Origin of the sequence: Lactiplantibacillus plantarum, from assembly GCF_014131735.1 — a bacterium.
GTDB lineage: Bacteria > Bacillota > Bacilli > Lactobacillales > Lactobacillaceae > Lactiplantibacillus > Lactiplantibacillus plantarum.
In genome coordinates, this window is record NZ_CP039121.1 from 1,176,884 (window position 1) to 1,202,269 (window position 25,386).

Below are 25,386 nucleotides of genomic sequence, written 5' to 3' on the forward strand. Positions count from 1 at the left end.
CCAGGTCATATTAATAGGACTGACTTGTTAACGACAGATAGTTTAGTTCACGATACTTGAGTGGTGACAAACCTACAGTCTTTTTGAATGTTTTTGAGAACGTAGGGGTGTCATAAAAGTGCAATAAAGATGCGATTTTACCGACAGATAGCTACGTTGTAGTAACAAACGCTTGGCTTCTGATAATTTAATATGCTGAATATACGCATTAATTGAAAATCCTAGTTCTTTTTTGAACAGTTTTTGGGTGTAATCATTGTTCAAGTTTAAAGTATGCAGAACTCCATGACTGTTAGTAAGTTCTTGTGGATGGGCACTGATGTAATAAGCCGTTAAAGCCACTTGTTTTGATAGATTCTGGTAAGAAACATGAAAGTCGAAGTTGTCTAATAAATTGAAATAAGTAGTAATGATATCATTGCTTAATGGCCAAAATGTCGATGATGTACAAGGTGATTTTTTAATAAAATTAAAGAAATATAATCGCAATTTTAGGAAGTCATTTAGGTTGAGATTGTGGGTATAACTAGCTGCTGTTAAGCTACCAATTAAGCCCAGTAGAAGTTGATTAAGTATTTCTGCATCGATACAATTTATAGGATGAACTTCCTTGAATTTATTGATGCGACTAATTGCGTGATCGAAATCACGTATTTTAAAAAAGTGTATCAGATCATGTTCCAATAATGAAAAATTTAAAATGAATTCTTGCTCGGATGATGAGATACGCAAGGGAGTAAAGCGTGCAATGTTCATAATTAGAGACCTTCCATCATAATTATTAAATTTGATATTTTGCAATACAAATCATTCATGGACAACACAAAAATTATTAAATGTAATTTATTTTGTAGTAGAAAGATGTTACCATTATGATTAATTAAGGCAACAAGGTAACTTTAGCATGCTTTTGTAAAAAATCGTGCTATATATTCTGCGTTATCAAATAGGTAATGCTATACTTATCGTGAATTTAACTGAGAAACTTTAATTATAATGTCCCATTTTACACCTATCCTTTCGCATGATTTTTTACAAAATCGTGCGAAAGGATAGATTTTTATGTTAAAAAAGGATAATTTTGGAGAGCATAAAACACACTATAAGCTTTATAAATGTGGAAAAAACTGGGCTATTATGGGGATTACGTTGGTTTCATTGGGGGTAGGTACTGTTACTATGACACGGGCCGCCGCAGCAGATTCCGAAGTGACGAACGATTCAGCATCTCAACATGTGACGAGCATCTCTACTGATGCGTCTAAAAATCAGCATACGTCTAGTAATGTGATTCTTACAAATGATGATAAAAGTGTTAGTGCATCAATTAATCAAGACGCTAGCGCGAGTGTTGTCAATAAGGCGGTCAGCGCAACTAGCCAAGAAAATAGTAGCGTTCAAAATACTAGTCAGGCAACCAGTACAAGCAAACAAGAATCCAGTAGTGCGAAAAATACTAGTCAGGCAACCAGTACAAGCAATCAAGAAGCTAACAGTGCCAAGAGTATTAATCAAGCGACCCGTACAAGCAATCAAGAATCCAGTAGTACGAAAAATACTAGTCAGACAACCAGTACAAGCAATCAAGAAGCTAACAGTGCCAAGAGTATTAATCAAGCGACCCGTACAAGCAATCAAGAATCCAGTAGTGCGAAAAATACTAGTCAGACAACCAGTACAAGTAGTCGGAAGATTAATAGCACTAAAAGCCAAGCCCAATCATTAACAACTACGACTACGGGCAAAGCGGTTCGTGCTACCTCGACTAGTGTTAAAAAGTACTCCACCAAGACAAAAGTGTCATATAGCACATTGTTACAGCAGCTTCGTACAAGTAAAGCGTTGATCTCTGATGAAGCGGCCTTGACTCATGTAGACAAGGACAATTTCCTAAAGTATTTTAGTTTGAACGGATCTGCAACATATGATGCCAAGACGGGAATTGTAACTATTACGCCCAATCAAAATAATCAAGTTGGTAATTTTTCATTAACCAGTAAGATTGATATGAATAAAAGCTTTACATTAACTGGTCAGGTAAATCTGGGGTCTAACCCGAATGGTGCGGATGGAATTGGGTTTGCTTTTCACAGTGGCAATACAACTGACGTGGGAAATGCTGGTGGTAATTTAGGTATTGGTGGATTGCAAGACGCTATCGGGTTCAAGCTAGACACATGGTTTAATAGCTACCAAGCACCATCATCAGATAAAAATGGGAGTGAAATCTCATCAACAAATTCTAATGGCTTTGGTTGGAATGGTGACTCAGCCAACGCACCATATGGCACCTTTGTCAAGACGAGTAACCAAGAAATTTCGACTGCGAATGGTTCTAAGGTACAGCGATGGTGGGCTCAAGATACAGGAGAGTCGCAGGCGTTAAGTAAAGCGGATATTGATGGTAACTTTCATGATTTTGTAGTTAACTATGATGGTGCTACAAGAACGTTAACCGTTAGTTATACGCAAGCTAGTGGTAAAGTATTAGCTTGGAAGACGACTGTTGCCAGTTCTTATCAAGCAATGGCCATGGTTGTCAGTGCATCAACTGGTGCAGCTAAAAATTTACAACAATTTAAGTTGACTAGCTTCGATTTTCAAGAAGCAGCGACTGTGAATGTAAAATATGTTGATACTACTGGACATCAGCTAGCTCAAGGAACAGCTAATTATCCAGATGGAGCGTATGTCAATGGTCGGTACACCACTAAACAATTAATAATTCCCAATTATAGATTTATTAAGATGGATGATGGCTCAGTTACCGGCACAAAAAGTTTAGATGCCAATGGAACCTTAATCCAATCGGGTGACAATGGTACTGTTATCTATGTATATGTGCCTGAATATATGGCTATTGTCAAGACAGTTAACGAAACTATTAATTATGTTGATGAAAATGGTCATGCGTTGACCACTAGCTACACCGCCAATCCCATCCATATATTGACCGTGACGAATCCGGTGGATGGAACGACGACAACCTACTATTCAACAATTACAACATCGATAGAACTAGATGCGACAACTGGTAGACCAGTCGATTCTGGATGGGTATTGGGTAATAGTCAAGATTTCGATGCAGTTACAAATCCACAAATCAAGGGCTATACAGTAACAAGTACTGATGCGCCTAATTCAGATTTGCAGCATGTGTCAGCGCAGACGGTTACTGGTGATTCTGGTGACCTTGAATTTACCGTCGTGTACACCAAGAATGTCCCAATCGTGGCAACGGAAAGTAAAACGGTCAATGAGACTATTCATTATGTTTATACGGATGGAACTACAGCCCACGATGACTATGTGGCCCAGCCCATCACGTTTACACGGACTATATTTACAGATGCTGTCACGGGTGAAAAGACATATGGGGGTTGGTCGGCAGCGCAACAATTTGCGGCCGTGGATAGTCCAGCAATTAAGGGCTACACACCAGATCAGAGCAAAATTAGTACGCAGACCGTTACTGGCGATTCCAGTGACCTTGAATTTACCATCGTGTACACCAAGAATGCTCCAACCGTGACAACGGAAAGTAAAACGGTCAATGAGACTATTCATTATGTTTATACGGATGGAACTATAGCCCATGATGATTATGTGGCCCAGCCCATCACGTTTACACGGACTGTATCTACAGATGCTGTCACGGGTGAAAAGACATATGGGGGTTGGTCGGCAGCGCAACAATTTGCGGCCGTGGATAGTCCAGCAATTAAGGGCTACACACCAGATCAGAGCAAAATTAGTACGCAGACCGTTACTGGTGATTCCAGTGACCTTGAATTTACGGTAGTTTATAAGGCTGATAGCACATCAACAAAACCGGTTAAACCAGAACAACCAACGATACCAACAACACCGACAGAACCGGTTAAACCAGGTCAACCAACAACACCGACAGAACCGGTTAAACCAGGTCAACCAACAACATCGACACAACCGGTTAAACCAGGACAGCTAACGACACCAGCAAAACCAGATCAACCGATGACATCTGATAAGTCGGTTCAAACAATAACCATTAAGTTTGTGGGTCAACGATTACCACAAACTAATGAAACGGATCAACAACATATGACGCTTAGTGGTTTATTGTTATTAGCCATGAGTGGCCTATTAGGTCTCCTTGGTATGGCTAAGCGACAGCACAAAGAGTAGGGCAGAAGTATATGCTAAATCATCAACAAATCAAAGCCCAGTTTGAAAGTTTAGAAACACTACAATCTATTCAGAAGCAAGTGCACCAAATGTCAATACAAGGACTTGTAACAACCGGGATTTCCATGCGTGAGTGGGAAGTATTAGTCTATCTTGAGCAACATGAACAAGCTAGTGCTAGTGAGTTAGCAAAAGTATTCAAGGTCACTCGCACACTAATTTCTAGGAATACTTGGCATCTCATTCAAGATAATTTGATTCAGCCACAAATTGATCAAAGCGATCGACGAATAGTTTGGTTGTCATTGACTACTACTGGTCAAGAAACTATTGGGAAAGTTGCTCGGCAAATACAGGCAAATCTACAAGCTTTTGATTGTAATCACGAACTGGCTACATTAATGAAACAGCTCAGATACTTAAAGCAACAGTTAATTATACTAAACAACTAAAAAGCAACCCTAAAGTGCCCCATAAATTGGATTTACTCCAATTTATGGGGCACTTTAATCTCAAAGACCCAATAACTTATTTAACTTTGTTGGGCCTTTGTAATTGATGTATAGAGACGACATATGAAGTTAATGAAGATTGTTGCGTAATTTGATAGCGTTGCGTAATACAGGCGGTTGTAATAGTAATATCAGTCCAAGATACAATAAGACACCTACACCAATTTGTAAACAAAGGTTTAAGTAGGAAGCTGTCATGGTGACGTTTAGGCGAAATACAAATGTAAACATTAATCCACCAGCAAGTGTGTATTTCCAAATTCCAGTAAATAGAGATTGCGCATGCAAGACATGTCGAGTGATGAATAGTTGGTAGCCAGTGACACAAACTTCCGAAATCAAAGTGGCGCACATGGCACCGGCCACGCCCCAAAACCAAATAAGTGGGATGTTGCAAGCGATGTTGACGAGGGCCCCGATAGTGACGGAAATCGTATAGGTCTTAGTCTGCTTAGTCGGTAGCAGAAACTGCTGACCAAGCACGTTGCTCATCCCAATTAGGATGATGACGGGTGCCTCAATCATCAACAGTCGGTCGACTGCCCCAAATGCCCGTCCAAAAAATAGGGGTGCGAGCGTCGTTGCGACCGCTGCCACGCCGAGAGCCATTGGAATCGCAATCGCGAGCACAAAGTCAAAGGACATGTATAAGTATTGTTTGACGCGTTCAAGTTGTTGCTTCATGAAGAGGTTGGCAATGTGGGGTAACATGACTGTTCCAGTCGCTGTCACGAGCGCTAAAACGAGCTTGATCAACTTGTCGGAGTAATCATAAAATCCGGCGGCGGTTAGCGAATCCATTTGCCATAACATGGTCTTATTCAAGGCAAGGTAAACCGTCGTGGCGATTTGTGGCACGAATAATGCTAATGAGGGCCGCAGATGCCGAAAGAGATTCAATTGACGCCAGTTGGGCCGTTCGACACTATGTCGTAAGTATGGCCACAGTGTCAGATTGCCCAAAACTTGTGAGCCCGCTAAAATCAAAATGTAGATTCCGGTATCTTGCCGAGTCTTCACGAATATGAAAATCGCAATCACAGAAGCAATCTTGACGAGCATGTTACGGAGCACGGTTTTCTTGAAATCCTCGAGACCCATAAAGTACCAAGAAATATCAACAGCACCCGCAATAATATAAAATGATTGATAGAAAAAATAAATTTGCAATTGGTGCTCAAAAAAAAGAAAAACTAAAAAGGCGAGATAAGCACAACTGATGGTCAATAACTGTAATATTTCAATTTCCCAAAAAGTTTGTGAGCGTTGCCCCCGATTATCGCGAATAAAGGCAATTTCGCGATTACCATAAATTGTAATACCGACCGTTCCGAACAATAGAAAGTAAGTAATGATCGAATTGGTCGTTGCATTGATACCGACGCCGGTCGGCCCTAAGACCCGTGAGATATACGGGACGGTTAGGAGGGGCGTTAGTAAAATTAAGAGGTTATACCCCGCTGTATAAAAGTAATTCCTTATGATTCGCATGAGTGGCTCCTTGTGGCAGTTAAGCAGTCTAACGTCGAATTTCTCAACATTCAATTCATTGTATCACAGCCAATTAGCCGGTTGATAGTGGTTTTAACTGGCTAGGGTTGGTTATTAACAAACTTATTATTTTATAAATTAGAAAGTATTTTTATTGTTAATTAACTGCGGAGTGACATAGTTATATCAACGATAATTAAATTGGGAGACTGGCGTAATACTTGGAGCACCCCAGTGAGTTGTGTTCGTGTGCACTTATGATCAAGGACTGAAAATTTGGCCGGTAGGGTCGTGGAATCAATGATGATTGCAGGAGAGGGGAGATGATTTTGATGGTATGGCGAGCGAATGGTGCGTGGTGTGTTCAAATCAATGGGTTACAAAAACGCGCAACCAAATTCCCCCTTGAGTTTGGTTGCGCGTTTTGTTTTTTATGTTTAATAAGCGCCATTAGGCTTGAACATAATGACCACGGTCTTGAACAGAATGTAGACATCAAATGCGACACTCCGTTTAGAAATGTAAGTTAAGTCTAACTTAACCATTTCATCAAAACCGACACTGTTACGAACGGTTGCTTGCCATAGACCGGTACAACCTGGCTTGACGGCTAACCGTTGTTTGTCATAGTCGGAATATTCTTCGACTTCCCGTGGCAATGGCGGCCGGGGTCCAACTAAGCTCATCGAGCCTTGAAGGACGTTTAGCAATTGTGGTAGTTCATCAATGCTATACTTACGGATGAATCGCCCAATCTTAGTTACGCGGGGATCATCCTGCATTTTGAACATGGCACCATCAATCTCGTTATCTTTAAGTAATTTTTCCAACAATTCATCGGCGTTGGAAACCATCGAGCGAAATTTATACATCTTGAATGGGACTTCGCCACGACCTAACCGTGTCTGCGAGTAGAAGACGGCGCCTTTAGGATCTTCAACTTTAATCGCAATTGCAATTAGCAAGAAGAGTGGTGATAAGATGATGAGGCCTAAGAGGCTAGCGACAAAGTCAAACACGCGTTTAATGAACCGATAACCATAACGACGATGCTGACGCCCGGCGTCAATCGTAATCGGTCTGATTTCTCGTTCCTTCAATTCCATAAGTAACACCCTATGCTTCCTTTAAATATTTTCCCCCGTAAATCACAGCCAGGTTAATCTATTACTACTGTTCGGGTTACCACAAACTGACTATGTATGAACCATATTGATACAACCTAATGATTATAGTACAAAATAGCTATCAAGTAAATATGCTTGATACGATTAACTTTGCAGCCTTGCTAATCTCATTATAGCAAATATTGTACTGGAATAAACCAATATTTAAGCTGTAATTCTTTGAGGGTTAGATTTGACTAATTGAACTTTGGTTAACTATAATTTACCAGCATTTCACCCAGTTGCAATTATTAGCAACTTAAAAGCGCGCAACTGTTAGTAAAAGTGGTGCGTCGTAAAATTAGTTAATGAACAGAAAAAATATCAGCTACGTATTCTAATGAGTTATGGGTTTAGGCCTAATAATTGTGACCGGGATAAAATATGAGGGGAAAGTGAATCAATCTATGAAAAAATAATTGAGGTGATTATAGTACTAAAAACGGTATGATAGTGATGACTCTGCCAATTGGTGAATAAATATTTGCTAAGCATTAACTATGTGTTAACCTAGCAATCGCGTAATTTAAGACATACGGTTAGAATAAGTTATAAGCTGAATGAAGCGTAAAGAGCTCGTTCTTATCACGGTCATTAAGTAGAAGATAGTCCAAATTAATGAATCTTTTTGTGGCTATGGTTACAATGGCTGCTGATATTGGCCCATCGTTCGAAAGTAAGCTGGCAAATTTTAGGTTGCTACGGTGGCTTTCTCGCGTGATTTCTCACACATTCCCTCTAGGTTTTCACCACCGTTCAAGGTACAATTAGATTAGAGCTCAAATTCAAGTGAAAAGGATGTCCGATATGAATGACGATTGGATCACGGTTTTTCCCGCGGATTATAATAATTCGTACCACTTAATTTTGAAACGGGGGACGGCCCATTATGCGTACTACTACTTTAAGGTTGATAAGCTAGATCAACGGGTCATTTTCTATGATGACATTGAGCGTAGCGGTATTTCAATCAAGACTCAGATCACGCGGACGTTTATGCGGGCACTGGTTAAAGCAATTGATTGGCATCCGGTCGGTAACAGTATTATTATCGAGATTTACCCTGTCGACCGTCAAGAGACGAAGGCAATGCGGCTATCTTGTGATATTTAGCTCTGAAGTGATTGCCAAGAGTAAGACGACTTTAAATGATAACCAAAGAATCCCCGGTCAATTACTGACCGGGGATTCTTGTAATTGCAGGTAACGCGAGGTTAAGCCTTTGGTGCAGTGACGATTGGTGTCTCGATGGTTTCGACGTACTTAGCGGCAAGCGGTTCGGCGACTAAGTTTTCGCCATCCTTCACGAATAGCTTGGTGGCAGCGAGGTCCGCCATTGCCTTGCTAACAACGTCTTTACTCAAGTTGTCGTTGGCGTAGTGTAACTTCAAGTGGTGAACCTTGTTTGTGCTAGTCTTAAAGCTTAAGTCTAAAGTTTTCATGGGCGCTTCCTCCTATTATTATGGGTGTGTTAAGCGATGGGTTGTAGATCGTAGCGGTAGGCGTTGGCCAAGTTAGCGGCAGTGAACTGGTCGCCCGTCAAGACTTCGACGATCTTGCCAAAAGCGGCAAGTTGTTCGTCAGTTGCGTCTTGGGCGATTGCGTTAAAGGTTTGCTTACGTTGTTCGTCCAATTCCGTAGTTGTTTGAACAGTCAGGGTTGCTTTTAACCAAGTTTTAGTCATGATGAGTTCCTCCTTGAATTTTGTGGTGGTAGGCTGGCCAGCTTACATTAATACAGACGGTTGAGCCTGACGATTTGTGCAAGGTTTGCCCAAACTTTTTTGACTAGCACCCATTTAATCCGCAAACTCGGTGATGGTTCGAACGGTAATACTGATGAGCTTCTCAGCGAATAGTGGGGTCAGAATGGTAATCAAGCTAGTAAGGTCGCTGTCGGTCAGTTCGCGACCTGCTAACCAGTGTTGGTGGAACTGGCGTTGGTTAGAATTAGTTACTGTGAGCAGTACATGTGTGTTCATCCAAATATACATCGTGAGTTCCTTTCAGACTGCGACAGTCTTGTTAGTTAATTGGTGGTTTGTTGCTGGTAAAGCTTGTGGGCCTTGACGAGCAGACTGGCCCGCCAGTTGTAGACTGTTCGGCGGCTGACCTGGTGGCGCCGCATGATACTGCTAACGGTCTGTTCCTCGAAAAAAAATTCGGTGAGATAAATCCGCTCACCTGGCCGACATTGAACAAGGAGTTCTGTTAAGAGGGCGGTTAATTGCCAATGGGTCTCTTGTTCGGTCATGGGATCAATGGTAATGGGCAGTGCGTGTTCCAAGTTGACTTGCGACTGGGTGCGCAAAGTTTGTTTACGTAGATAGTCGACAGTTCGCCACTTGATACGGCGAAATGCAAATTTACGAAAATCTGGTAAATTAGCGGGCAATTCGGGCGCGTAGTTCTGGTAAGCAGACAGCCAAGTCAGGTGGGCCACGGTTACACAATCTTCGAATTGCGGGTGGTATTTGGTGACTTGGGCGGCTTTTAAAGCGCCGTATAGTAAACGTTGGTGCTCGGGTCGGGCGAGTAAATCGAAAGCCATTTGATTATCAAAACGGTCAGCGTGCATCTAAATAACCCCATTTATGAGCGATTTCCTTGGCCAAGGTTGATACCAGTGTAGCGAGCGGTCGCAACTGACGCAGGTCGTGAAAATGGACTGAAAAGTGACGATTTATTTTCATTATTAATGTTCCAATGAGATTTGGATAGATTACAGACCAACCACTTTCCTAGATTGTACGTAATTGTTATGATGTGATTAATCTAAAATAACCGCGGACAGCGGGGGCTCGGCTGGTGAATGTTAGAGAGAAATACCGACTTTGAGGGGGATTTACCATCTATGAACCAAAATATTGACGTTCCACATCACGTTAACACTTTTTGGCAGTGCCACGCTGGTACTTGGGACACCCGACAGCCACAACGATTATTAGTCATCGCGCAACGCTCAGAACTTGCCACAATCGACGTGCTGGAGACACTTTTTCTACTTGACATAAAACACCTGACATGTGTTGAAAATACGCTAATCTTTGATCGTCAACGGGGATTGATCAAGACAAAACTGACGACGCGCCAGATCATGATGAATTACGCTGGCCGTCTGGGGTTATCTGGGACACAGTTGATCAAGCAACTCGCCGGTGAACTCGGTTTATCGAAACACAAGTTACCTGTGATTCACGGTGATGCGATCCTGATGCCGTTAAGTACGGCCAAACGGGGAACAACCAGCTGGTACAATCGGCATTATTTGAATCATATCGAGGCTCAAGGATTTATGACGGCCTTAGTTTATGATGGTCAAATTACGATTCAAGTGGATATGAGCGAGCGCGTGGCCACTCGCCAACTTGTGAAGGCTGGTCAATTACAAGCGGCGCTCCAGGAACATCATCGTCGGCGATTAGTGCCCGATCAATCGGTACCTTCAATGGCGGACACGGATCACGAGATGATGCAGTCGTATACTGACCAAGTCTTAAAGCACTTTGGCATCTTAGCACTTCCTGGAGAAATTAGTTGTTTGACGCGGCGATTTTTCGGTAAACTATAGGAGTAAAGATTAAATGATGGGAGTTGGTGTCGTTGACTAAGAAGGTCACGAAGATTGTCGCGCAAAAGCGAGCTGGACGTTATAACATTTATTTAGACGAGCAGTACGCTTTTCCAATCAGTGAGTCGGTGATGATCAAGTTCCGCGTTTTTAAGGGCATGGAAGTTGATGAACAACTGCAAGCAGCGATGATTGCGGCGGACGATGTCTCCAAGGCGTATACGCGCGCGCTGGATTATCTCTCACATCAGTTGCGTACCGAAAAAGAAGTTCATGACAAGTTACGGGATGAAGAAATTGACGAGTCGGTTATCGACGCGACGATGCAACAATTACGTGAGTTGCGGTTATTGAACGACCAACAGTATGCGGATGCCTTTGTGCGGACGGCCAAACGGACCAGTGACAAGGGGCCACGGGTGATTCGGCAGAACTTACGACAAAAGGGTGTGGGAGAGCAGCTGATTGATGACGCGCTGGCCGGGCAGTTTAGTGCTGAAGAGCAGATCGATAATGCCAGTGAACTTGCGCGTAAACTGGCAAAACGGTATCACCGCCAAGCTTTTAAGACCATGCAACAGAAAGTTCGCCAAGGTATGATGACGAAGGGCTTTGATAATGACACGATTACGGCCGCGATTGCGAGTTTGGCATTAGAACCCGACGAAGATGAACAGTGGGAAGCCCTCGTTGCACAGGGGGCAAAGTTGTGGCAACGCAATCGCAAGTATGCGTTTCGTGAACGCATGATGCGCACGAAACGCAGCCTGTTTCAAAAGGGCTTCATGATGGACGATATCAATCGATTTATCGACGAACAAGTTGCTGATGAATGAAAAGGTTGAATTACCTGCCCGCACGCCATAAAAATCTGGTATAATGTTTAATGAAATTCGATGAAAATTTACCCTCATTTTAGAAAGTTGGGTTAATATGGCGCGCGAGGCTAAGGGACCTAAGGAAGGCGACTTCATTACGATCAAAAGCTATAAGCACGACGGAAGTTTACATCGAACTTGGCGCGATACAATGGTACTCAAAACAAGCGAGAACGTACTAATTGGTTGTAACGATCACACACTAGTCACCGAGGATGATGGTCGCCGGTGGGTGACGCGGGAACCTGCAATCGTTTATTTTCATAAGCATTATTGGTTTAATATCGTGGCGATGATTCGCGATAACGGCGTTTCATACTATTGCAACTTAGCATCACCATACGTGTTAGATAAAGAGGCTTTGAAGTACATCGACTATGATTTGGATGTCAAAGTCTTTCCCGATGGTGAGCGGCGGTTGTTGGATGTTGATGAGTACGAAGAACACGGTGCCCAATGGCGTTATTCGGCTGATACTGATCGCATTTTAAAAGCAAATGTGAAAGTCTTAGTTGATTGGATCAAAAACAAAAAAGGCCCGTTTTCACAAGACTACATTGATATCTGGTATAGTCGCTATCAAGAATTATCACGTCGGCAATAGCTCTGCTGACGGTCTGTCAGCGGCGTAATTAAAGTACAAAGGGAGTGACTCCGTGCTGGGGTGCTCCCTTTTGTGTTCTGGTTGCGTCTCGACATTGAATAATAAGAGATGATTACCAGCCGTCATGGTTGACACAAGTCATGATAATTAGGACAATAAAAAGCGGCCCACAAGTCGCCTCTGTGGGTCGGGTGAAAATAGGAATTACACTTTTAAGCGCCAAAGTTGACTGGCCGCGAATAGCCAACCGCGTGCCACCACGGAACGTAGACTTTTTCATTTTTGACACCATTGTCCTGAGCGTCAATCATCTTTCCACCACCAACATAAATACCGACGTGTGATATCGAACCTGTGCCACTACCAAAGAAGACTAAATCGCCTTTTTGGGCGCGCTGTTTGGAAATTTTGGGATATTGTCGGTACTGAGCTTGGGCCACACGTGGTAAGGTTTTCTGCGCAGCTTGCTGGAAGACATACTTAGTGTAACCGGAACAGTCGAACGTGTTCGGACCGACCGCACCATAGACATAGCGATGGCCAAGTTTTGATTTGGCCACGTTATAGAGGTTGGTGAAAGATCTGGTGCTCTTCTTGAGGGAGCCGGTCTTGACCCAGCCACGAACACGGGTATTAGCACTCGTTATAAAATAATAATTAGCCGTGGTATTATTAGCTAAACGAATTTGCCGTTGTTGGGTGACAAACCAAGTGGTATTACCATATTGTCGAAGCGTTCCCCGACTCTGGATTTTAAGATTATTTGCGGCACCACTCATGTTATAGAAGCCGCCCTGAGTATTCTTCGTCAGGTAGGCGCTTTTAGTAAGATTAGTGGTTTTAATGACGCGATTCGTTGAGCTGGCATCGACGTTTGGTGCTTGCCAAAGCTCCACCGTGAGGCCTAAAATAGCAACAATCAGTGTGATAAGACGTTGTTTCATATGTATTTCCTCCCCGAAAATCCCCATGTCCATCTCATTCAATAACGCTGACCCCATCATAAGCGCTCATTATAACAAAGTTGTTGCAAATGAGTTGCGGTTCGATTAAGTAATGTCTACAGCTTGAGTGGATTAACAATAATTGATTAGATCTTGACCGATAGGAGTGACGAACTTGGCTTTTTTGAAGATTGATAACGGTGAATTACTTAAGAATATTCGGCAATTTGCCAAGAAAAATGGATTGACCTTAGCGGAAGTAGCGACCTTAGCAGGCTTAAGTGCGAGTGCCATCTATAGTTGGAAAAAGCACACGCCGTCAGTCGGTACGCTTAAGGAAGTTGCTCAAGTGCTCGGTACGAGTTATACCAAATTGGTTGGTAAGGATAAAGGACCGACAGCTAAGGCGACCAATGCCGCTGCTGTTGATCTTAAAAAAGTGATTGAAAACAAGAAAAACCAGTTTGAATACGACGGCCAGCCGATTACTAATGAACAGATGAAAATTATCAGAAACGTCTTGAAGTCGATGTTTAAGACCCCGCGACTTTAATTTTAAGTAAAACTCGGTTCTTTTAGGTGCAACTGGGACCTGCTTAGTGTAAAATATTGCTCAGTTACTTGAATAATTGCTAGCAGCGCTTGACGGGTTTGAATGAATGGTGCACAATGGCAACAATTATGGAACGGATTGGGAGATGGGCGTATGAAAAAAGTTACTACCGCATTAGCAAAAAAGAATATCAACCAGTTGTTAACGATTGTTAATCAAGGCCACGATACCATTGAGGTGGAAAATCCCAGCACCCAAGATTCAGCGGTAATGGTTAGTATGAAAGACTGGTTGCAGATTGTCAGTCAATTAGCCAAAACGAATCATCATGACATGGAATTCAGTTAAATAATAACAAAGAACTAATCGTGCCAGTCAAGGTTCGCTTAGTCCAATAAGCTAAAGGCACCACCAACATAGTCATGTCGGTGGTGCCTTTTTTTGCAAGTCGTAGTACCTATAATAGTGCGGATTGTGCTAAGATTTTCTCAATTTGAACGCCGACTGTGTTCATGGTCGCCCATTTTGCCTGGTTGGCAAAGAAGACCATGGCAATTTTGCTGTCGTTGGAGCCGATATAGAGGCTATATAAACTGTTGTCGGCACCACCAATGCGAATTGTCCCATCGTCACGGTAGTAGATTCCGCCAGAATAGGTGGGTTGTAAGTTGGCGGCCAGTTCTCGGAATCCAGCCGAAGTGAGCAGATTATGAATGAAGGTGTAAAAGTCACCCACACTGGCATAGAGGTTGCCACAACCAAGCTCGCTTGACAGTAAGTTAGTCGAAATTGACCGGGGAGTTGAGGCCCCTTTACTGAAGGTGTATGGGAGCGGATGAACAGCGGTGGCTGGTATTTGGTTATAAACGAACGTGTGCTGCATGTTGAGTGGTTGCAAAATATCAGCTTCGAGGTTGGCACTAAACGATTGGCCCGTTAATTGGTCAACGATACCTGCTAAGAGGGTGAAGTTGGCGTTGGAATACGACCACTGGTGTTGGTTAGTAGACGTCAAATGTTGCAATGTGAAGTCGATGGCTTGTTGATCAGTGCTCAAGGCCTGATCTGGGACAGGTTCGCCCATCTGAATCCCCGAAGTGTGGTCGAGTAATTGGCGAATCGTAATCGACTGTGCATAGGGTACTTGCGGGTAAAAGTGAGCTAAAGTTGTGTTCATTGTCAGTTTTCCTGCATTGATCAAATGCTGAATAATTGCACCAGTCACTGATTTTTCTAGTGAGGCTAGTGGGTACGACTCGTCAACGGTATTGGCTAGGTGCTGATTCAAATCAGCTGAGCCCAAAGTCAAAGTTTTGACTCCCGCTGGTCCATTGTTAGTCAGGAGTAGGGTGCCCATGAAATGATTAGTGGTCATGAGCTGATTGATGGCTTGTAATGCTTGCTGGGCCGTGTATTTCGTGACGGGTGCGGTATTGACTGGCGTCGTACCGGGGGCGCCCGTTACAGTCGACGTGCTCGATGTTGCGGTTAAAGTCGCTGCGCTTGATGTCGGGGTTACGACTGTCTCTGGTGTGACCGCCGACGTTGTGGTGTGCCTGGCAGGTTGTGTGGCACTGTTCTGACTAACAACAGACGTTCCAGTTGCAGTCGGTTTACTTGATGTCACGGCGACCGATTGTGTTGTAGTCGCTGATGTCACAGTTTTGTGGTCAGTTTGTGTGGAAGTGGCCTGACTAACTTGTGTTGACGTGCTGTTTGCACTGGTCCTAATTGGCACCTGACTTACAGGGCTTATGCTGGTACTAGGTTGACTTGCTGGTCGCGTAGCGGTTGCAATCTGGTTAGTGTGGATCTGCTGATGCCTAAGCACCGTCCCCGCTGTGGTTGCCGGTTGAGTTGTGGTGGCTGAGGAAGCAGCATTAGCCGGAGTAGCTACCGAACTGACTGGAGCTTGATGGGTCGGTGCCGTGGCAGCACTTGAATGTAACCGAATCGTCACGTGTGGTTGGGTTATCGCTGGTCCTTGAACGGTTTGATGATCGTTCAACTTAGCTAATGGTTTGACTGGTGTTCCCATAGAATGATTTCCCTGAGGTGTTGAAGTGGATTTCTGGTTCGGTGGTGTAACTGGTGTTGGTGCATTCACATGTTGGGGATGTCCGGCTGGGCTGTTGGGGTGCGCTAGTGCTGGGTTGTTCTCGGCGTGTCGAAATTTAACAGTGTTGTTAGGATTCTGGGACTGTCCCGTAGTAGTCGTGCCTGACTTGGACGTTGTTAAAGTGTTCCCAGTCTTGGCGTGAAGGGGCATAACTGTTTTGGTTGGAGTGATTAAATGTTGACTTTGGTGCGAAGTAGGCAGCGTGAATCTTAATGGCATCTTGTTGACTGAAACCCGGATATGCCGACCCTGTGGTCCTAGGATTTGAATGTATTGCCCACGAGTTGTCCGGATGGGCTTGCCCACACGTAGATGAAGTTGATTCATTTAACGCGTACTTAATTGATGAGTCATGATCAGTTGCAGCTGCCGGTTGGTTAAAATTGGCAGCGTCGTGGTGTGGATACTCAATTTTGCTGCCCGGTTGACGGGCGTTTTAAATTGTTGTCTTGTCAAATGCTTAGTGAGCGGCATTACTGTGCGTGCGGCGATCCAACCATTAAAACGATTGCCGATGATGTGAAAGTAAAATCCACCAAGGCCACGATGCTGCTGAGTGATTTTGAAAGCCGTGTTTATGGGTTGGCGGGTGAAGTAGCCGCGCCGTAATTGGTGTTGATTAGTTGGCAATTGCGGATAGATTGTGACTCCGTGGCTGGTACGTAGACGACCGTCAACTGGTCTAGTTGTGGCGGTGGCCGGTTGAGCAAGTGCCAGACTACTGAAGCTGATCAAGGCCAGCATGGTGGTTGCGGATACCCGTTTTTTGAACGTCAAATTAATTCCCCCTTTTAGCTGCTCATTAATATAAAACGGTAATCCGACAATTGCACGGTTTTTCGAATCGGCGTTAAACTTCCTAACATGGTTTGGCAAGATACGGTGTTTTTTAAGTTAACGTTGTTTTGACAGAGTAGATAAATAAAAACCGGTTAATACGTTGTATACGTATTAACCGGTTAGCATAATGATTTTTAGTTCGTTGACATTTGAGTGCTGATTAGTCGGTCTGACTTTCAGCGTACTGGGTCTTGATATAATCAGCTGAAACTTGTAATTTTTTCAATTCTTCGTCTGTGAGATCCAATTGAACTTGTTCGACGATCCCGTCACGACCAACGACGGCTGGATATGAAAGGTATACACCGTATTCTTCCCGGAAATTTGAAACGGGGAGTTCGGTGAGGGCGTCATTCAAGACCGTGTTGGCTAAGCGCACCGCGGCCGTTGCCACGCCATAACTCGTATATTTTTTGCCATGGAAGACCCGGAAGCCACCGTCGCGTGATTCGGCGTCTAGTTTGGTTAAATCTAAACCGCGGTCAGCGGCTAATTTGGTAATTGGTTGACCTAACACGCGTACCGTTGACCAAGCTGTAAATTGGGAATTGCCGTGTTCACCCAGGTTGTAGCCGGCCACGGACCGTGAATCCAGGTGTAGTGCACTGGCGACCGCTCGTTTCATTCGTGCAGAGTCCAGTAGTGTTCCTGTCCCAATCACATGATTCTTTGGCAACCCGGTAACCGCTTGGTAGATCGACGTGATGACGTCCACGGGATTAGTAATGACGACTAGAATTCCGTTGAAACCACTGGCTTTGATTTTAGCAGCGACGTCTTTGACTTGTGTGCTGGTAAAGGGTAATTCTAGGAAGCGGTCATTAGTTGGTGAATCTTGTAACTTAATATTCCCGATAGCTGAGATAATGACATCGGCATCAATGAGACTGCTATAGTCATTGATAATGATATTCGTGTGATAAGGTAAATTAGGCATTGCATCCTGAAAATCAAGCGCGTCTGCTTCAACTTTGCTGGTGTTCGTATCGATGAGGACAAGGTCATCGGCAAAGCCATTGGCGACGATGTAGTGAGCGGCGGTTGAACCGACGTGTCCCATTCCGATAATGGCAATTTTACGTGACATAATGTAGCGCTCCTTTGAAAGTTTATCGTTCATTAATTAAATTACCATTATTCTCATTGATTTTAAATAGATTTTGTGAGAAATATCGAAATCGTATTCGGACTAAGTGAAATAGGGTATAATTAACGCATTAATAGTTGCACCAAGAAAGGGAGGAGCGCGAGTGTTTAAGCGCCTAAAAGATTCGGCCTTGTTATTTTGGTCACTTGAAATTTTGATTGTGGCGACCTTGATCTGGGTCTGCACGAACATTGGTTTTTTGTTTCAGCCAATCGGCACGTTTTTAAGTGTCGTGTTCATGCCAATTTTGATTTCAGGATTTTTATTTTATATGTTGAATCCCTTGGTCAAGTTGTTGACTAAGGTTCATTACAAGAAGTTTCGGATTTCTCGAACCGGAGCTGTGGCTATCGTATTTGTGCTATTATTCGGGTTACTGGTGTGGGGAGCGGTTTCCCTATTGCCACGGTTAGTCAGTCAGGTGACACAACTGATTTATAACCTACCAAGTATTGCCACTGAGATGCAAAAAGCCGCTACTAAGCTGATCAATAATAGTTCGGTACTGAAAAGAATTGACATTAGCTCGTACACCAAGCAATTCAATGGTGAAATCAGTAAGTATTCTCAGAACTTTTTGTCATCATTATCAAGTAGTGTTGTTACGGTGATTTCCACGATTACGAGTGTGACGATTATGGCAATTACGATTCCAGTCGTATTGTTCTATATGTTGAAGGATAGTGAGAAATTCATTCCAGCTATCAGTCGGTTCTTACCGAAGAAACAGCGGCCTGAAGTCATTGGTTTACTACAAAAGATGGGCGACACGATTTCTAGTTATATCAGTGGTCAGGTTATTGAGTGTCTCTTCGTGGGGACGTTTACGGCGATTGGCTACATGTTGATCTCGCAACCATACGGGTTATTGCTTGGCGTGATTGCTGGATTGACGAACATTATTCCGTACGTAGGACCTTACATTGGGATCGCGCCATCACTCATCGTGGCCTTCACCAAGTCACCGATGCAGGTAGTGTACGTGATTATCGTAGTCGTGATTGTTCAACAGGTTGATGGGAACTTAATCTATCCCAACATTATTGGGCGGACACTCAAAATCCACCCGTTAACGATCATTATTTTATTACTAGCAGCGGGAAATATTGCCGGAATTCTTGGCATGATTTTAGCGATTCCGTTCTATGCTGTGGTCCGGACCGTGGTTATTTACCTCTATAATATTGTCGAGTTACGAAATGAGGAGCACTTGCGTAAGCAAACGACGGTCTATCAGCCGCAACCTGCTAAGGCGACTAAAGCAGACTTGACGACGACCACTAAATCAAAAAAGTAGTCTGTGCTATAATTGGTGAATTAAGCTTGAACGTGGCATAAGGAGTGATTTTTTGAAGAAAGTAATTACGTATGGGACATTCGATTTGTTGCATAAAGGCCATATTCGGTTGCTTAAGCGTGCACGGGCCTTGGGCGATCATTTGACCGTTTGCGTCTCGACCGACGAATTCAATGCTGAGAAGGGTAAGCATGCGTACACCTCGTATGAGGATCGTAAGTATATTTTGCAAGCCATTCGCTATGTCGATGAAGTGTTACCTGAGAAAAGCTGGGATCAAAAAATCCGGGATGTCGTTGATAACGATATTGATATTTTCGTGATGGGTGACGATTGGCGCGGCAAGTTTGATTTTCTAAAAGACTACTGCGAGGTGGTCTATTTGCCCCGTACTGAAGGCATCTCATCGACGCGTATCAAGCACGATTTAGGGATGCAATCCAAGGATTAACCACTAAGCTAGATGATTTATCAGTCACAAAACACCGCCGTTACCCGCAACTTCAAGCTGCGTAACAGCGGTGTTTTAATTAACAGTTATTAGTAAGTCACGCCTAAATGACCATGGACTGGTTCGATGCGGATTATAGTTAGCATTCAGCCAGTTCAAAGGGCTTAATGGAAGATGGCGTTGAGCGCCAACACGCCTCCGAGACCGCAGACAGCGATGATCGTTTCTAACATCGTCCATGTAAGCAGCGTTTGCTTGACGGTCAGGTCGAAGTATTCCCGGAACATCCAGAAACCAGCGTCGTTCACGTGAGAAGCGGCGACACTCCCAGAGCCGATGGCAATTACCATCAGGGCGGGGTCGATACCAGCTTGCGTCATTAACGGCGCAACTAGGCCGGCTGCCGTGAGGGCCGCTACGGTAGCGGAGCCGAGTGAGACCCGTAAGATGACAGCGACTAGCCAGCCAAGAATCAGTGGTGAGATGCTGCTGCCACTGAACAACTGGGCCACGGCCTTACCAACACCCCCATCAATTAAGATCTGTTTGAAGGCGCCACCCCCACCGATGATTAGTAATAACATGGCAATTGACTTAGTGGCATCTTCGATGGTGGCCGTGATGGCCTTATTGGTCTTGTGTTGGTGAATCCCCATTGACCAGAGGGCGAATAATAGTGAAATTAACATGGCAATTCCGGGTGCCCCAATCAAACGAATGATTTGGTCAAGGGTTGACGGGTTTTTAGGTGTCACACCGTGATCAACGACCAATTCGTAGACGGTGGTAATTGTCATCAGAATCACGGGGAAGAGCGCCGTTAAGACACTGAGTCCAAACCCGGGTGCTTCAGATACTTTGAATTGACGTTTGTTACTGCTAAGTGGCAGGTGTGGTTTACCGGTGAATGCGTCAGGAACCATCTTTTGCGCCCAGCGTGAAAAGAGCGGGCCTGCGATATAAACAGTTGGAATCGCAATAATGATCCCGAATAGTAGCACATGACCCACGTTCGCATTTAGCGTCGTCGCAATTGCAGTTGGTGCCGGGTGCGGTGGTAAGAACCCGTGAGTGACAGATAATGCGGCGCCCATGGGAATCCCCAGATAGAGAACGGGAACTTGTGCTTCGATCGCAATGGCAAAGACGATTGGAATCAACAAGACGATCCCGACTTCGAAGAAGAGGGCAATCCCGATGATAAATGAGGCGACTACGATGGCAATTTGTAGCCGTTTGCGCCCAAAAATATCCAGTAGTGTCGTGGAAATCGTGTAAGCACCACCAGCATCGGCCACTAAGCGGCCGAGCATGGCACCGAAGCCGAAGACTAGTGCTAACTCACCCAGTTGACTGCCAATCCCGTTCTGAATACTAGTAGCAATCTTAGTTAATGGCATCCCTAGTCCGATTCCGACGACGACGGCCGTAACAATCAGTGCAATATAGGTATTCAGCTTGAATTTAATAATTAATAGTAATAGTAGTAGGATGCCGAGTGTAAGAACAACAAATGGCATAGTGGACACTCCTAACGATTTAGAGTAGCAATTTCGTGATATAACGGTGCCAATTGCGCCGTTACGTGGTCAAAAACGACTTGGTGTTGATGATATAACTGGTGGTTGGCGGCGTTGGGTTGATAAGTCTCGGTTGCACCAATCATGGCGTGAATCGCGGTTAAATCATCAATATGCCCCAGTGCCTTGAGTCCAATCACGGCCGCTGCTAGACAGGAACTTTCGAAGCTTGCTGGAATCGTAATGGGTTGTCCCAATACGTCAGTCAAAATTTGCCGCCATAAACTTGAACGGGCAAAGCCACCAGTGGCCCGAATCGCATGAACTGGTTCGGCAGCTGCCGTCAATTGTAGGACGGTATTCAGGTTCATCACGATACCCTCTAAGACCGCACGCGCAATATCGGCTTTGGTCGTGGTCGTGGTGACGCCCAGCAGTGAGCCGCGGGCATCCGCATTCCAGAGAGGCGCGCGTTCACCACTTAAGTAGGGGTGAAATAAGAGTCCGTGGGCACCGACGGGAACGGTTGCGGCAAGCGCTGTCAATTGGTCGTATGGATCTTGTTGATTCGCACGGGCGGTTTGGCTTTCAGTAGTGAAGAGCTCATCGCGGACCCACCGGAAGACTTGACCACCGTTATTGATCGGCCCACCAACAATCCAGTGGTGCGGCGCGACGTAGTAACAAAATAGTCGACCTTCAGGATCCAAGTATGGTTGTTTCGTCATCACCCGTACAGCACCGGAAGTGCCAATCGTAATGGCCGCAACTCCTGGTTCATCAGCCCCCACCCCCAAGTTTGAAAGGGCACCGTCACTTGCACCCATGATAATTTTCGTTGTGGGTGCGAGTCCCAGGGTTGATGCTGCGACTGGTGTCAGTCCATCGATCACGGCGTCGGTATCGACCAATGGTGGTAGCTGCGTGCGGGTGATGTGTGCATAGTCGAGCGCGACAGGTTCCCAATCGAAGTTATAAAGATTGAATAGGCCAGTGGCGTTGGCCATTGAATAATCCATTTGAAGTTGGCCCGTCATTTTGTAAATCAAGTATTCTTTAATTCCGACCACGTGACAGGTTTGTGCTAGTAATTCCGGTGAATGATGGGCAAGCCAGTGAAGCTTAACCAGGGGACTCATCGGGTGAATCGGCGTTCCCGTAAGGTGATATAGGCGATCGCCCAGGGGTTGACTTTTCAATTCAGCGGCGTCTTGTGCGGCCCGGTTATCTGCCCAAGTGATGACCCGGGTCAGCGGCTGTTTCTGACTGTCAAGTAGGATCAAACTGTGCATTGCGGATGAAAAGGCGATTCCTTCGATGTCTTCGGGATCAATGCCAGCACTTACTTGATGGATGGTCGCTTGGACTGCCTGCCAGATTTCTTGCGGGTCCTCTTCGGCCGTGGTCACGGTATCATGATAGAGTGGGTAGCCAACGTTGGCACTCGCAATTACGTGACCCTGGTGGTCGTACAAGACGGATTTGGTACTTGTCGTTCCTAAATCAGTTCCAATAAGGTAAGTCATGGTGCTTCGTTCCTCCTATTCGTGATCGACAGCGTGGCCACCAAACTCGTTACGTAGGGCGGCAACAACTTTACCAGTGAATGTGTCATCGGTTTCTGAACGGTAGCGCATCATCAAGGCCATCGCAATGACCGGGGTGGCGACTTGTTGGTCTAGGGCCGTGTCTAAGGTCCAGCGACCTTCACCGGATGAATGCATAACACCCTTGATGTCATCTAGATTACCATCCTTGCTGAATGCATCTTGAGCTAAGCCCATTAACCAGCTGCGAATGACTGAGCCGTTATTCCACATTTTGGCGACGGCCGCGTTGTCGTAAGTGAACTGACTATGCTGTAAAACGTCAAAGCCTTCACCTATTGCTGCCATCATACCATACTCAATTCCGTTGTGGACCATCTTCAGGTAATGACCACTGCCAACAGGGCCGGTGTACAAATACCCATCGGGAGCGGCAATCGCTTTAAATAGTGGTTCGACGACTTGGAAAGTGGCGGGGTCGCCACCAATCATAAAATTGCCGTCGTGGCGTGCACCAGCTTGACCGCCCGACGTCCCGACGTCTAAGAAGTTGATGTGGTGACTTGCCAGTAATTCGCCGTGGCGGATACTATCTTGATAGTGCGAATTACCGCCATCGAGGACGATGTCACCTGCACTTAAAGTCTGGGCTAACTGTTCGATAACGCTGTTGGTTGCCTTACCAGCGGGTACCATGATCCACACGATCCGTGGTGTTGGCAACTGGTCAAGCAAATTGGTGAGATCCGTGGCCGTCGCCAACCCGTGAGCACTGGCGGTACTAAGATTAGTGGGGTTAAGATCCATTCCCACTGGCGTGTGCCCGTTATCCTGCATGTTCAACGCTAAGTTCATTCCCATTTTACCTAAGCCAATCAATCCTAATTTCATGATGAAACCCCTCTTTTATATGAAAAATATTAAGTGCTTTTTGTATTCGCTTACATTGTAATAAAACTATTTACATAAATCAACCATATATTTGTAAATTATTTTCATTAGACTGAAAATAATGGCAACCAAGCCCGGTTTTACAGGCCTGATTGCCAAGAAAAAATTTGTTAAATTGCTGACCAAACGGCTGCGCCGATACTTGGGAAGAGGGTCACGAGTTGTTCACGTTGCGCCGGTGTCAATTGATATTGGATCGCTGGTAGCAACGTGTTAATGGTATTTTCGGCCTGTTCACCGAGTTCAGCTGCACCAATCAACCGGTGCTGGTCATCCGTCACGAGTAAGTTATGGCCGGTGACATCGCGCGTTGTCTGCCGGAACCAGTCATCCTTTAAATCATTGACGGTAACTTTGATATCATGAGTGTCACTGGTTGGAAGTGTACCAACTTGGGCCAATCGTGGGGACGTGAAGACGACCGATGGAATGGCCGGATACTTGATGGGGGCATTGGTGTCACCCATGAATAGGTGGGTCAGGTATTGCGACTCAAAGATAGCAGTGGGTGTTAATTTTGGTTGATCCTTGGCGAGAACGTCACCGGATGCGTAGATGCCAGCGACACTCGTTTGCAAGTGGTCATCGACGGTGATTCCCGCTGCTGTGTAGTCCACACCGATTTTTTCAAGTCCTAAGTTTGCGGTGTTTGGCTGGCGGCCCGTCGCATCTAAGATCCAGTCCGTTGTAACCTTGTCATCCGCACTGAGGACTTCGAAGTGGTCACCAGTCGACTTGATCGCAGTTGGCACCCATTCACGTTTTAGGACTAAACCTTGTTCCACGAGAATGGCCAATAATCGTTCAACGAATGGTTGGTGGAATTGACGAAGCGCTTGATCACCACGCATGAGTAGGGTGACCTGACTGCCGGCTGTTAGTGCCATGTTGGCGAATTCGAGTCCGATGTAGCCGGCACCAATCACGGTGATGTGGTGTGGCAAAGTGGTTAGATTCAAAAAGTCGTTACTGTCATGGGCGAGTTCGGTTCCGGGAATGTCCAAACGATGTGGATGCTGACCTGTTGCGATGACAATTTTATCGGCGGTGTACGTCTTGTCCGCCACCTGAATCGTATGGTCGTCGACGAACGTTCCGCGGCCATTGATGAGGGTCACGCCGGCACTAGTCATTAAGCCAGCAATCATATCTGGTAAGCCGGCGATGACGTCGCGTTCGTGGTCGAAGTTGGCTTGCCAATCAATCGTCGGTTCACCACGCAGACCGTATCCTTGGAAGTTAGCAACTTGATTTTTTAATGCTACCGGCTGGTCTAAGGTGATTTTAGCGTTGCAACCCCGATTAGGACAGGTACCACCAATCAAATCAGCTTCAATGACGGCTACTTTTTTGCCACGAGCCGCTAACGGAATGGCCCCGTCAAACGTTCCGTGACCGCTACCTAGATATACAACGTCAAATTTTTCTGACATATTAAAATCCTCCTCGTTCCCAAATCACAGTTATTTAAAAACAAATACATTGTACACAACTTAATTTAACATGCCAAATAAAACGCGGCCTTAATTTAAAAGTATGGCCCTGAAATCGATTGCAACTGGTCTGTCATGACTTTGTTAAGTGAATTTCCACCGAATCGGTGCAAGATAGTCGGTGGTACTGGATTTT

26 protein-coding genes are annotated in these 25,386 nt (G+C 44.9%); 10 read left to right on the forward strand and 16 right to left on the reverse strand.

Translation table 11 applies throughout. From position 1 onward, the window contains the following. Positions 1 to 10: 10 nt before the first annotated feature. Positions 11 to 124, reverse strand: coding sequence for a hypothetical protein (locus E5260_RS15460; protein ID WP_225867891.1), 114 nt, complete (start codon positions 122 to 124; stop codon positions 11 to 13). Beyond that, positions 73 to 756 carry an AraC family transcriptional regulator gene (locus E5260_RS05400; RefSeq protein ID WP_003643286.1) on the reverse strand — a complete coding sequence of 228 codons (684 nt, stop codon included), beginning with the start codon at positions 754 to 756 and terminating at the stop codon, positions 73 to 75. Before E5260_RS05400 ends, E5260_RS15460 begins: the two co-directional genes overlap by 52 nt. A gap of 306 nt (positions 757 to 1,062) precedes the next feature. On the opposite strand from E5260_RS05400, the gene E5260_RS05405 reads away from it, so the two are divergent. Both E5260_RS05405 and E5260_RS05410 read left to right on the forward strand, forming a co-directional pair. After that, positions 1,063 to 4,167, forward strand: a complete 3,105-nt coding sequence (locus tag E5260_RS05405; protein WP_054605158.1) for a lectin-like domain-containing protein — start codon at positions 1,063 to 1,065, stop codon at positions 4,165 to 4,167. Positions 4,168 to 4,178: 11 nt separating this feature from the next. Then, a complete protein-coding gene (locus E5260_RS05410) occupies positions 4,179 to 4,619 on the forward strand; it encodes a MarR family transcriptional regulator (protein ID WP_003643204.1) in 441 nt (146 codons plus the stop codon). Between the two features lie 129 nt (positions 4,620 to 4,748). Here the strand turns inward: E5260_RS05410 and E5260_RS05415 are convergent, their stop codons facing one another. Further along, positions 4,749 to 6,170 (reverse strand): flippase, encoded by a 1,422-nt coding sequence (locus E5260_RS05415; protein WP_013355414.1) that lies wholly within the window; start codon positions 6,168 to 6,170, stop codon positions 4,749 to 4,751. Positions 6,171 to 6,607: 437 nt separating this feature from the next. After that, positions 6,608 to 7,276 (reverse strand): sugar transferase, encoded by a 669-nt coding sequence (locus E5260_RS05420; RefSeq protein WP_003643206.1) that lies wholly within the window; start codon positions 7,274 to 7,276, stop codon positions 6,608 to 6,610. A gap of 867 nt (positions 7,277 to 8,143) precedes the next feature. Here E5260_RS05420 and E5260_RS05425 point away from each other — a divergent pair. Further along, complete coding sequence (locus E5260_RS05425; protein WP_011101326.1) at positions 8,144 to 8,449, forward strand: hypothetical protein; 306 nt, start codon at positions 8,144 to 8,146, stop codon at positions 8,447 to 8,449. A 101-nt stretch (positions 8,450 to 8,550) separates the two neighbouring features. Here the strand turns inward: E5260_RS05425 and E5260_RS05430 are convergent, their stop codons facing one another. The 4 genes from E5260_RS05430 to E5260_RS05445 form a co-directional block, all read right to left on the reverse strand. Beyond that, entirely contained in the window at positions 8,551 to 8,778 is a 228-nt protein-coding gene (locus E5260_RS05430) for a DUF2922 domain-containing protein (protein ID WP_003643208.1), read from the reverse strand. A gap of 29 nt (positions 8,779 to 8,807) precedes the next feature. Further along, entirely contained in the window at positions 8,808 to 9,020 is a 213-nt protein-coding gene (locus tag E5260_RS05435) for a DUF1659 domain-containing protein (RefSeq protein WP_003643209.1), read from the reverse strand. 114 nt (positions 9,021 to 9,134) lie between these two features. After that, the gene (locus tag E5260_RS05440; RefSeq protein WP_225442998.1) at positions 9,135 to 9,317 is read right to left on the reverse strand and encodes a hypothetical protein; all 183 of its coding nucleotides are present in this window, start codon (positions 9,315 to 9,317) and stop codon (positions 9,135 to 9,137) included. A 47-nt stretch (positions 9,318 to 9,364) separates the two neighbouring features. After that, positions 9,365 to 9,913 (reverse strand): sigma-70 family RNA polymerase sigma factor, encoded by a 549-nt coding sequence (locus E5260_RS05445; protein ID WP_003643211.1) that lies wholly within the window; start codon positions 9,911 to 9,913, stop codon positions 9,365 to 9,367. Positions 9,914 to 10,147: 234 nt separating this feature from the next. On the opposite strand from E5260_RS05445, the gene E5260_RS05450 reads away from it, so the two are divergent. From E5260_RS05450 to ntdP, 3 genes are all read left to right on the forward strand, one after another. Then, a complete protein-coding gene (locus E5260_RS05450) occupies positions 10,148 to 10,906 on the forward strand; it encodes a competence protein ComK (RefSeq protein ID WP_003643212.1) in 759 nt (252 codons plus the stop codon). 32 nt (positions 10,907 to 10,938) lie between these two features. Continuing rightward, positions 10,939 to 11,742: a recombination regulator RecX gene (gene recX / locus E5260_RS05455; RefSeq protein ID WP_003645955.1), complete on the forward strand. Its 804-nt coding sequence runs from the start codon at positions 10,939 to 10,941 to the stop codon at positions 11,740 to 11,742. A 97-nt stretch (positions 11,743 to 11,839) separates the two neighbouring features. Beyond that, on the forward strand, positions 11,840 to 12,388 hold the full coding sequence (gene ntdP, locus E5260_RS05460) for a nucleoside tri-diphosphate phosphatase (protein ID WP_003643214.1): 549 nt from the start codon (positions 11,840 to 11,842) through the stop codon (positions 12,386 to 12,388). Between the two features lie 212 nt (positions 12,389 to 12,600). On the opposite strand, the gene E5260_RS05465 is transcribed toward ntdP, so the two are convergent. Then, complete coding sequence (locus E5260_RS05465; RefSeq protein ID WP_003643215.1) at positions 12,601 to 13,332, reverse strand: C40 family peptidase; 732 nt, start codon at positions 13,330 to 13,332, stop codon at positions 12,601 to 12,603. A gap of 175 nt (positions 13,333 to 13,507) precedes the next feature. On the opposite strand from E5260_RS05465, the gene E5260_RS05470 reads away from it, so the two are divergent. Together E5260_RS05470 and E5260_RS05475 are read left to right on the forward strand one after the other, a co-directional pair. Beyond that, complete coding sequence (locus tag E5260_RS05470; protein WP_025015710.1) at positions 13,508 to 13,885, forward strand: helix-turn-helix domain-containing protein; 378 nt, start codon at positions 13,508 to 13,510, stop codon at positions 13,883 to 13,885. A 153-nt stretch (positions 13,886 to 14,038) separates the two neighbouring features. Then, positions 14,039 to 14,233 carry a type II toxin-antitoxin system Phd/YefM family antitoxin gene (locus E5260_RS05475; protein ID WP_003645953.1) on the forward strand — a complete coding sequence of 65 codons (195 nt, stop codon included), beginning with the start codon at positions 14,039 to 14,041 and terminating at the stop codon, positions 14,231 to 14,233. Positions 14,234 to 14,342: 109 nt separating this feature from the next. Here the strand turns inward: E5260_RS05475 and E5260_RS05480 are convergent, their stop codons facing one another. The 3 genes from E5260_RS05480 to E5260_RS05485 form a co-directional block, all read right to left on the reverse strand. Beyond that, a complete protein-coding gene (locus E5260_RS05480; protein WP_003643218.1) occupies positions 14,343 to 16,331 on the reverse strand; it encodes a serine hydrolase domain-containing protein in 1,989 nt (662 codons plus the stop codon). Beyond that, entirely contained in the window at positions 16,332 to 16,781 is a 450-nt protein-coding gene (locus E5260_RS15465; protein ID WP_033607709.1) for a hypothetical protein, read from the reverse strand. Between the two features lie 223 nt (positions 16,782 to 17,004). Then, positions 17,005 to 17,931, reverse strand: a complete 927-nt coding sequence (locus E5260_RS05485) for an L-lactate dehydrogenase (RefSeq protein WP_024971708.1) — start codon at positions 17,929 to 17,931, stop codon at positions 17,005 to 17,007. A 163-nt stretch (positions 17,932 to 18,094) separates the two neighbouring features. Between E5260_RS05485 and E5260_RS05490 the strand changes: the two genes are divergently transcribed. Both E5260_RS05490 and tagD read left to right on the forward strand, forming a co-directional pair. Further along, positions 18,095 to 19,288, forward strand: a complete 1,194-nt coding sequence (locus E5260_RS05490; protein ID WP_003643221.1) for an AI-2E family transporter — start codon at positions 18,095 to 18,097, stop codon at positions 19,286 to 19,288. Between the two features lie 52 nt (positions 19,289 to 19,340). Continuing rightward, on the forward strand, positions 19,341 to 19,739 hold the full coding sequence (gene tagD / locus E5260_RS05495; RefSeq protein ID WP_003643222.1) for a glycerol-3-phosphate cytidylyltransferase: 399 nt from the start codon (positions 19,341 to 19,343) through the stop codon (positions 19,737 to 19,739). 164 nt (positions 19,740 to 19,903) lie between these two features. On the opposite strand, the gene E5260_RS05500 is transcribed toward tagD, so the two are convergent. From E5260_RS05500 to E5260_RS05515, 4 genes are all read right to left on the reverse strand, one after another. Next, a complete protein-coding gene (locus E5260_RS05500; protein ID WP_003643223.1) occupies positions 19,904 to 21,259 on the reverse strand; it encodes a gluconate:H+ symporter in 1,356 nt (451 codons plus the stop codon). Positions 21,260 to 21,270: 11 nt separating this feature from the next. Continuing rightward, complete coding sequence (locus E5260_RS05505) at positions 21,271 to 22,785, reverse strand: gluconokinase (RefSeq protein WP_003643224.1); 1,515 nt, start codon at positions 22,783 to 22,785, stop codon at positions 21,271 to 21,273. A 15-nt stretch (positions 22,786 to 22,800) separates the two neighbouring features. Then, positions 22,801 to 23,697, reverse strand: a complete 897-nt coding sequence (gene gnd, locus E5260_RS05510) for a phosphogluconate dehydrogenase (NAD(+)-dependent, decarboxylating) (protein ID WP_003643225.1) — start codon at positions 23,695 to 23,697, stop codon at positions 22,801 to 22,803. A 170-nt stretch (positions 23,698 to 23,867) separates the two neighbouring features. Then, positions 23,868 to 25,190: a dihydrolipoyl dehydrogenase family protein gene (locus E5260_RS05515; RefSeq protein WP_003643226.1), complete on the reverse strand. Its 1,323-nt coding sequence runs from the start codon at positions 25,188 to 25,190 to the stop codon at positions 23,868 to 23,870. Positions 25,191 to 25,386: the final 196 nt, after the last annotated feature.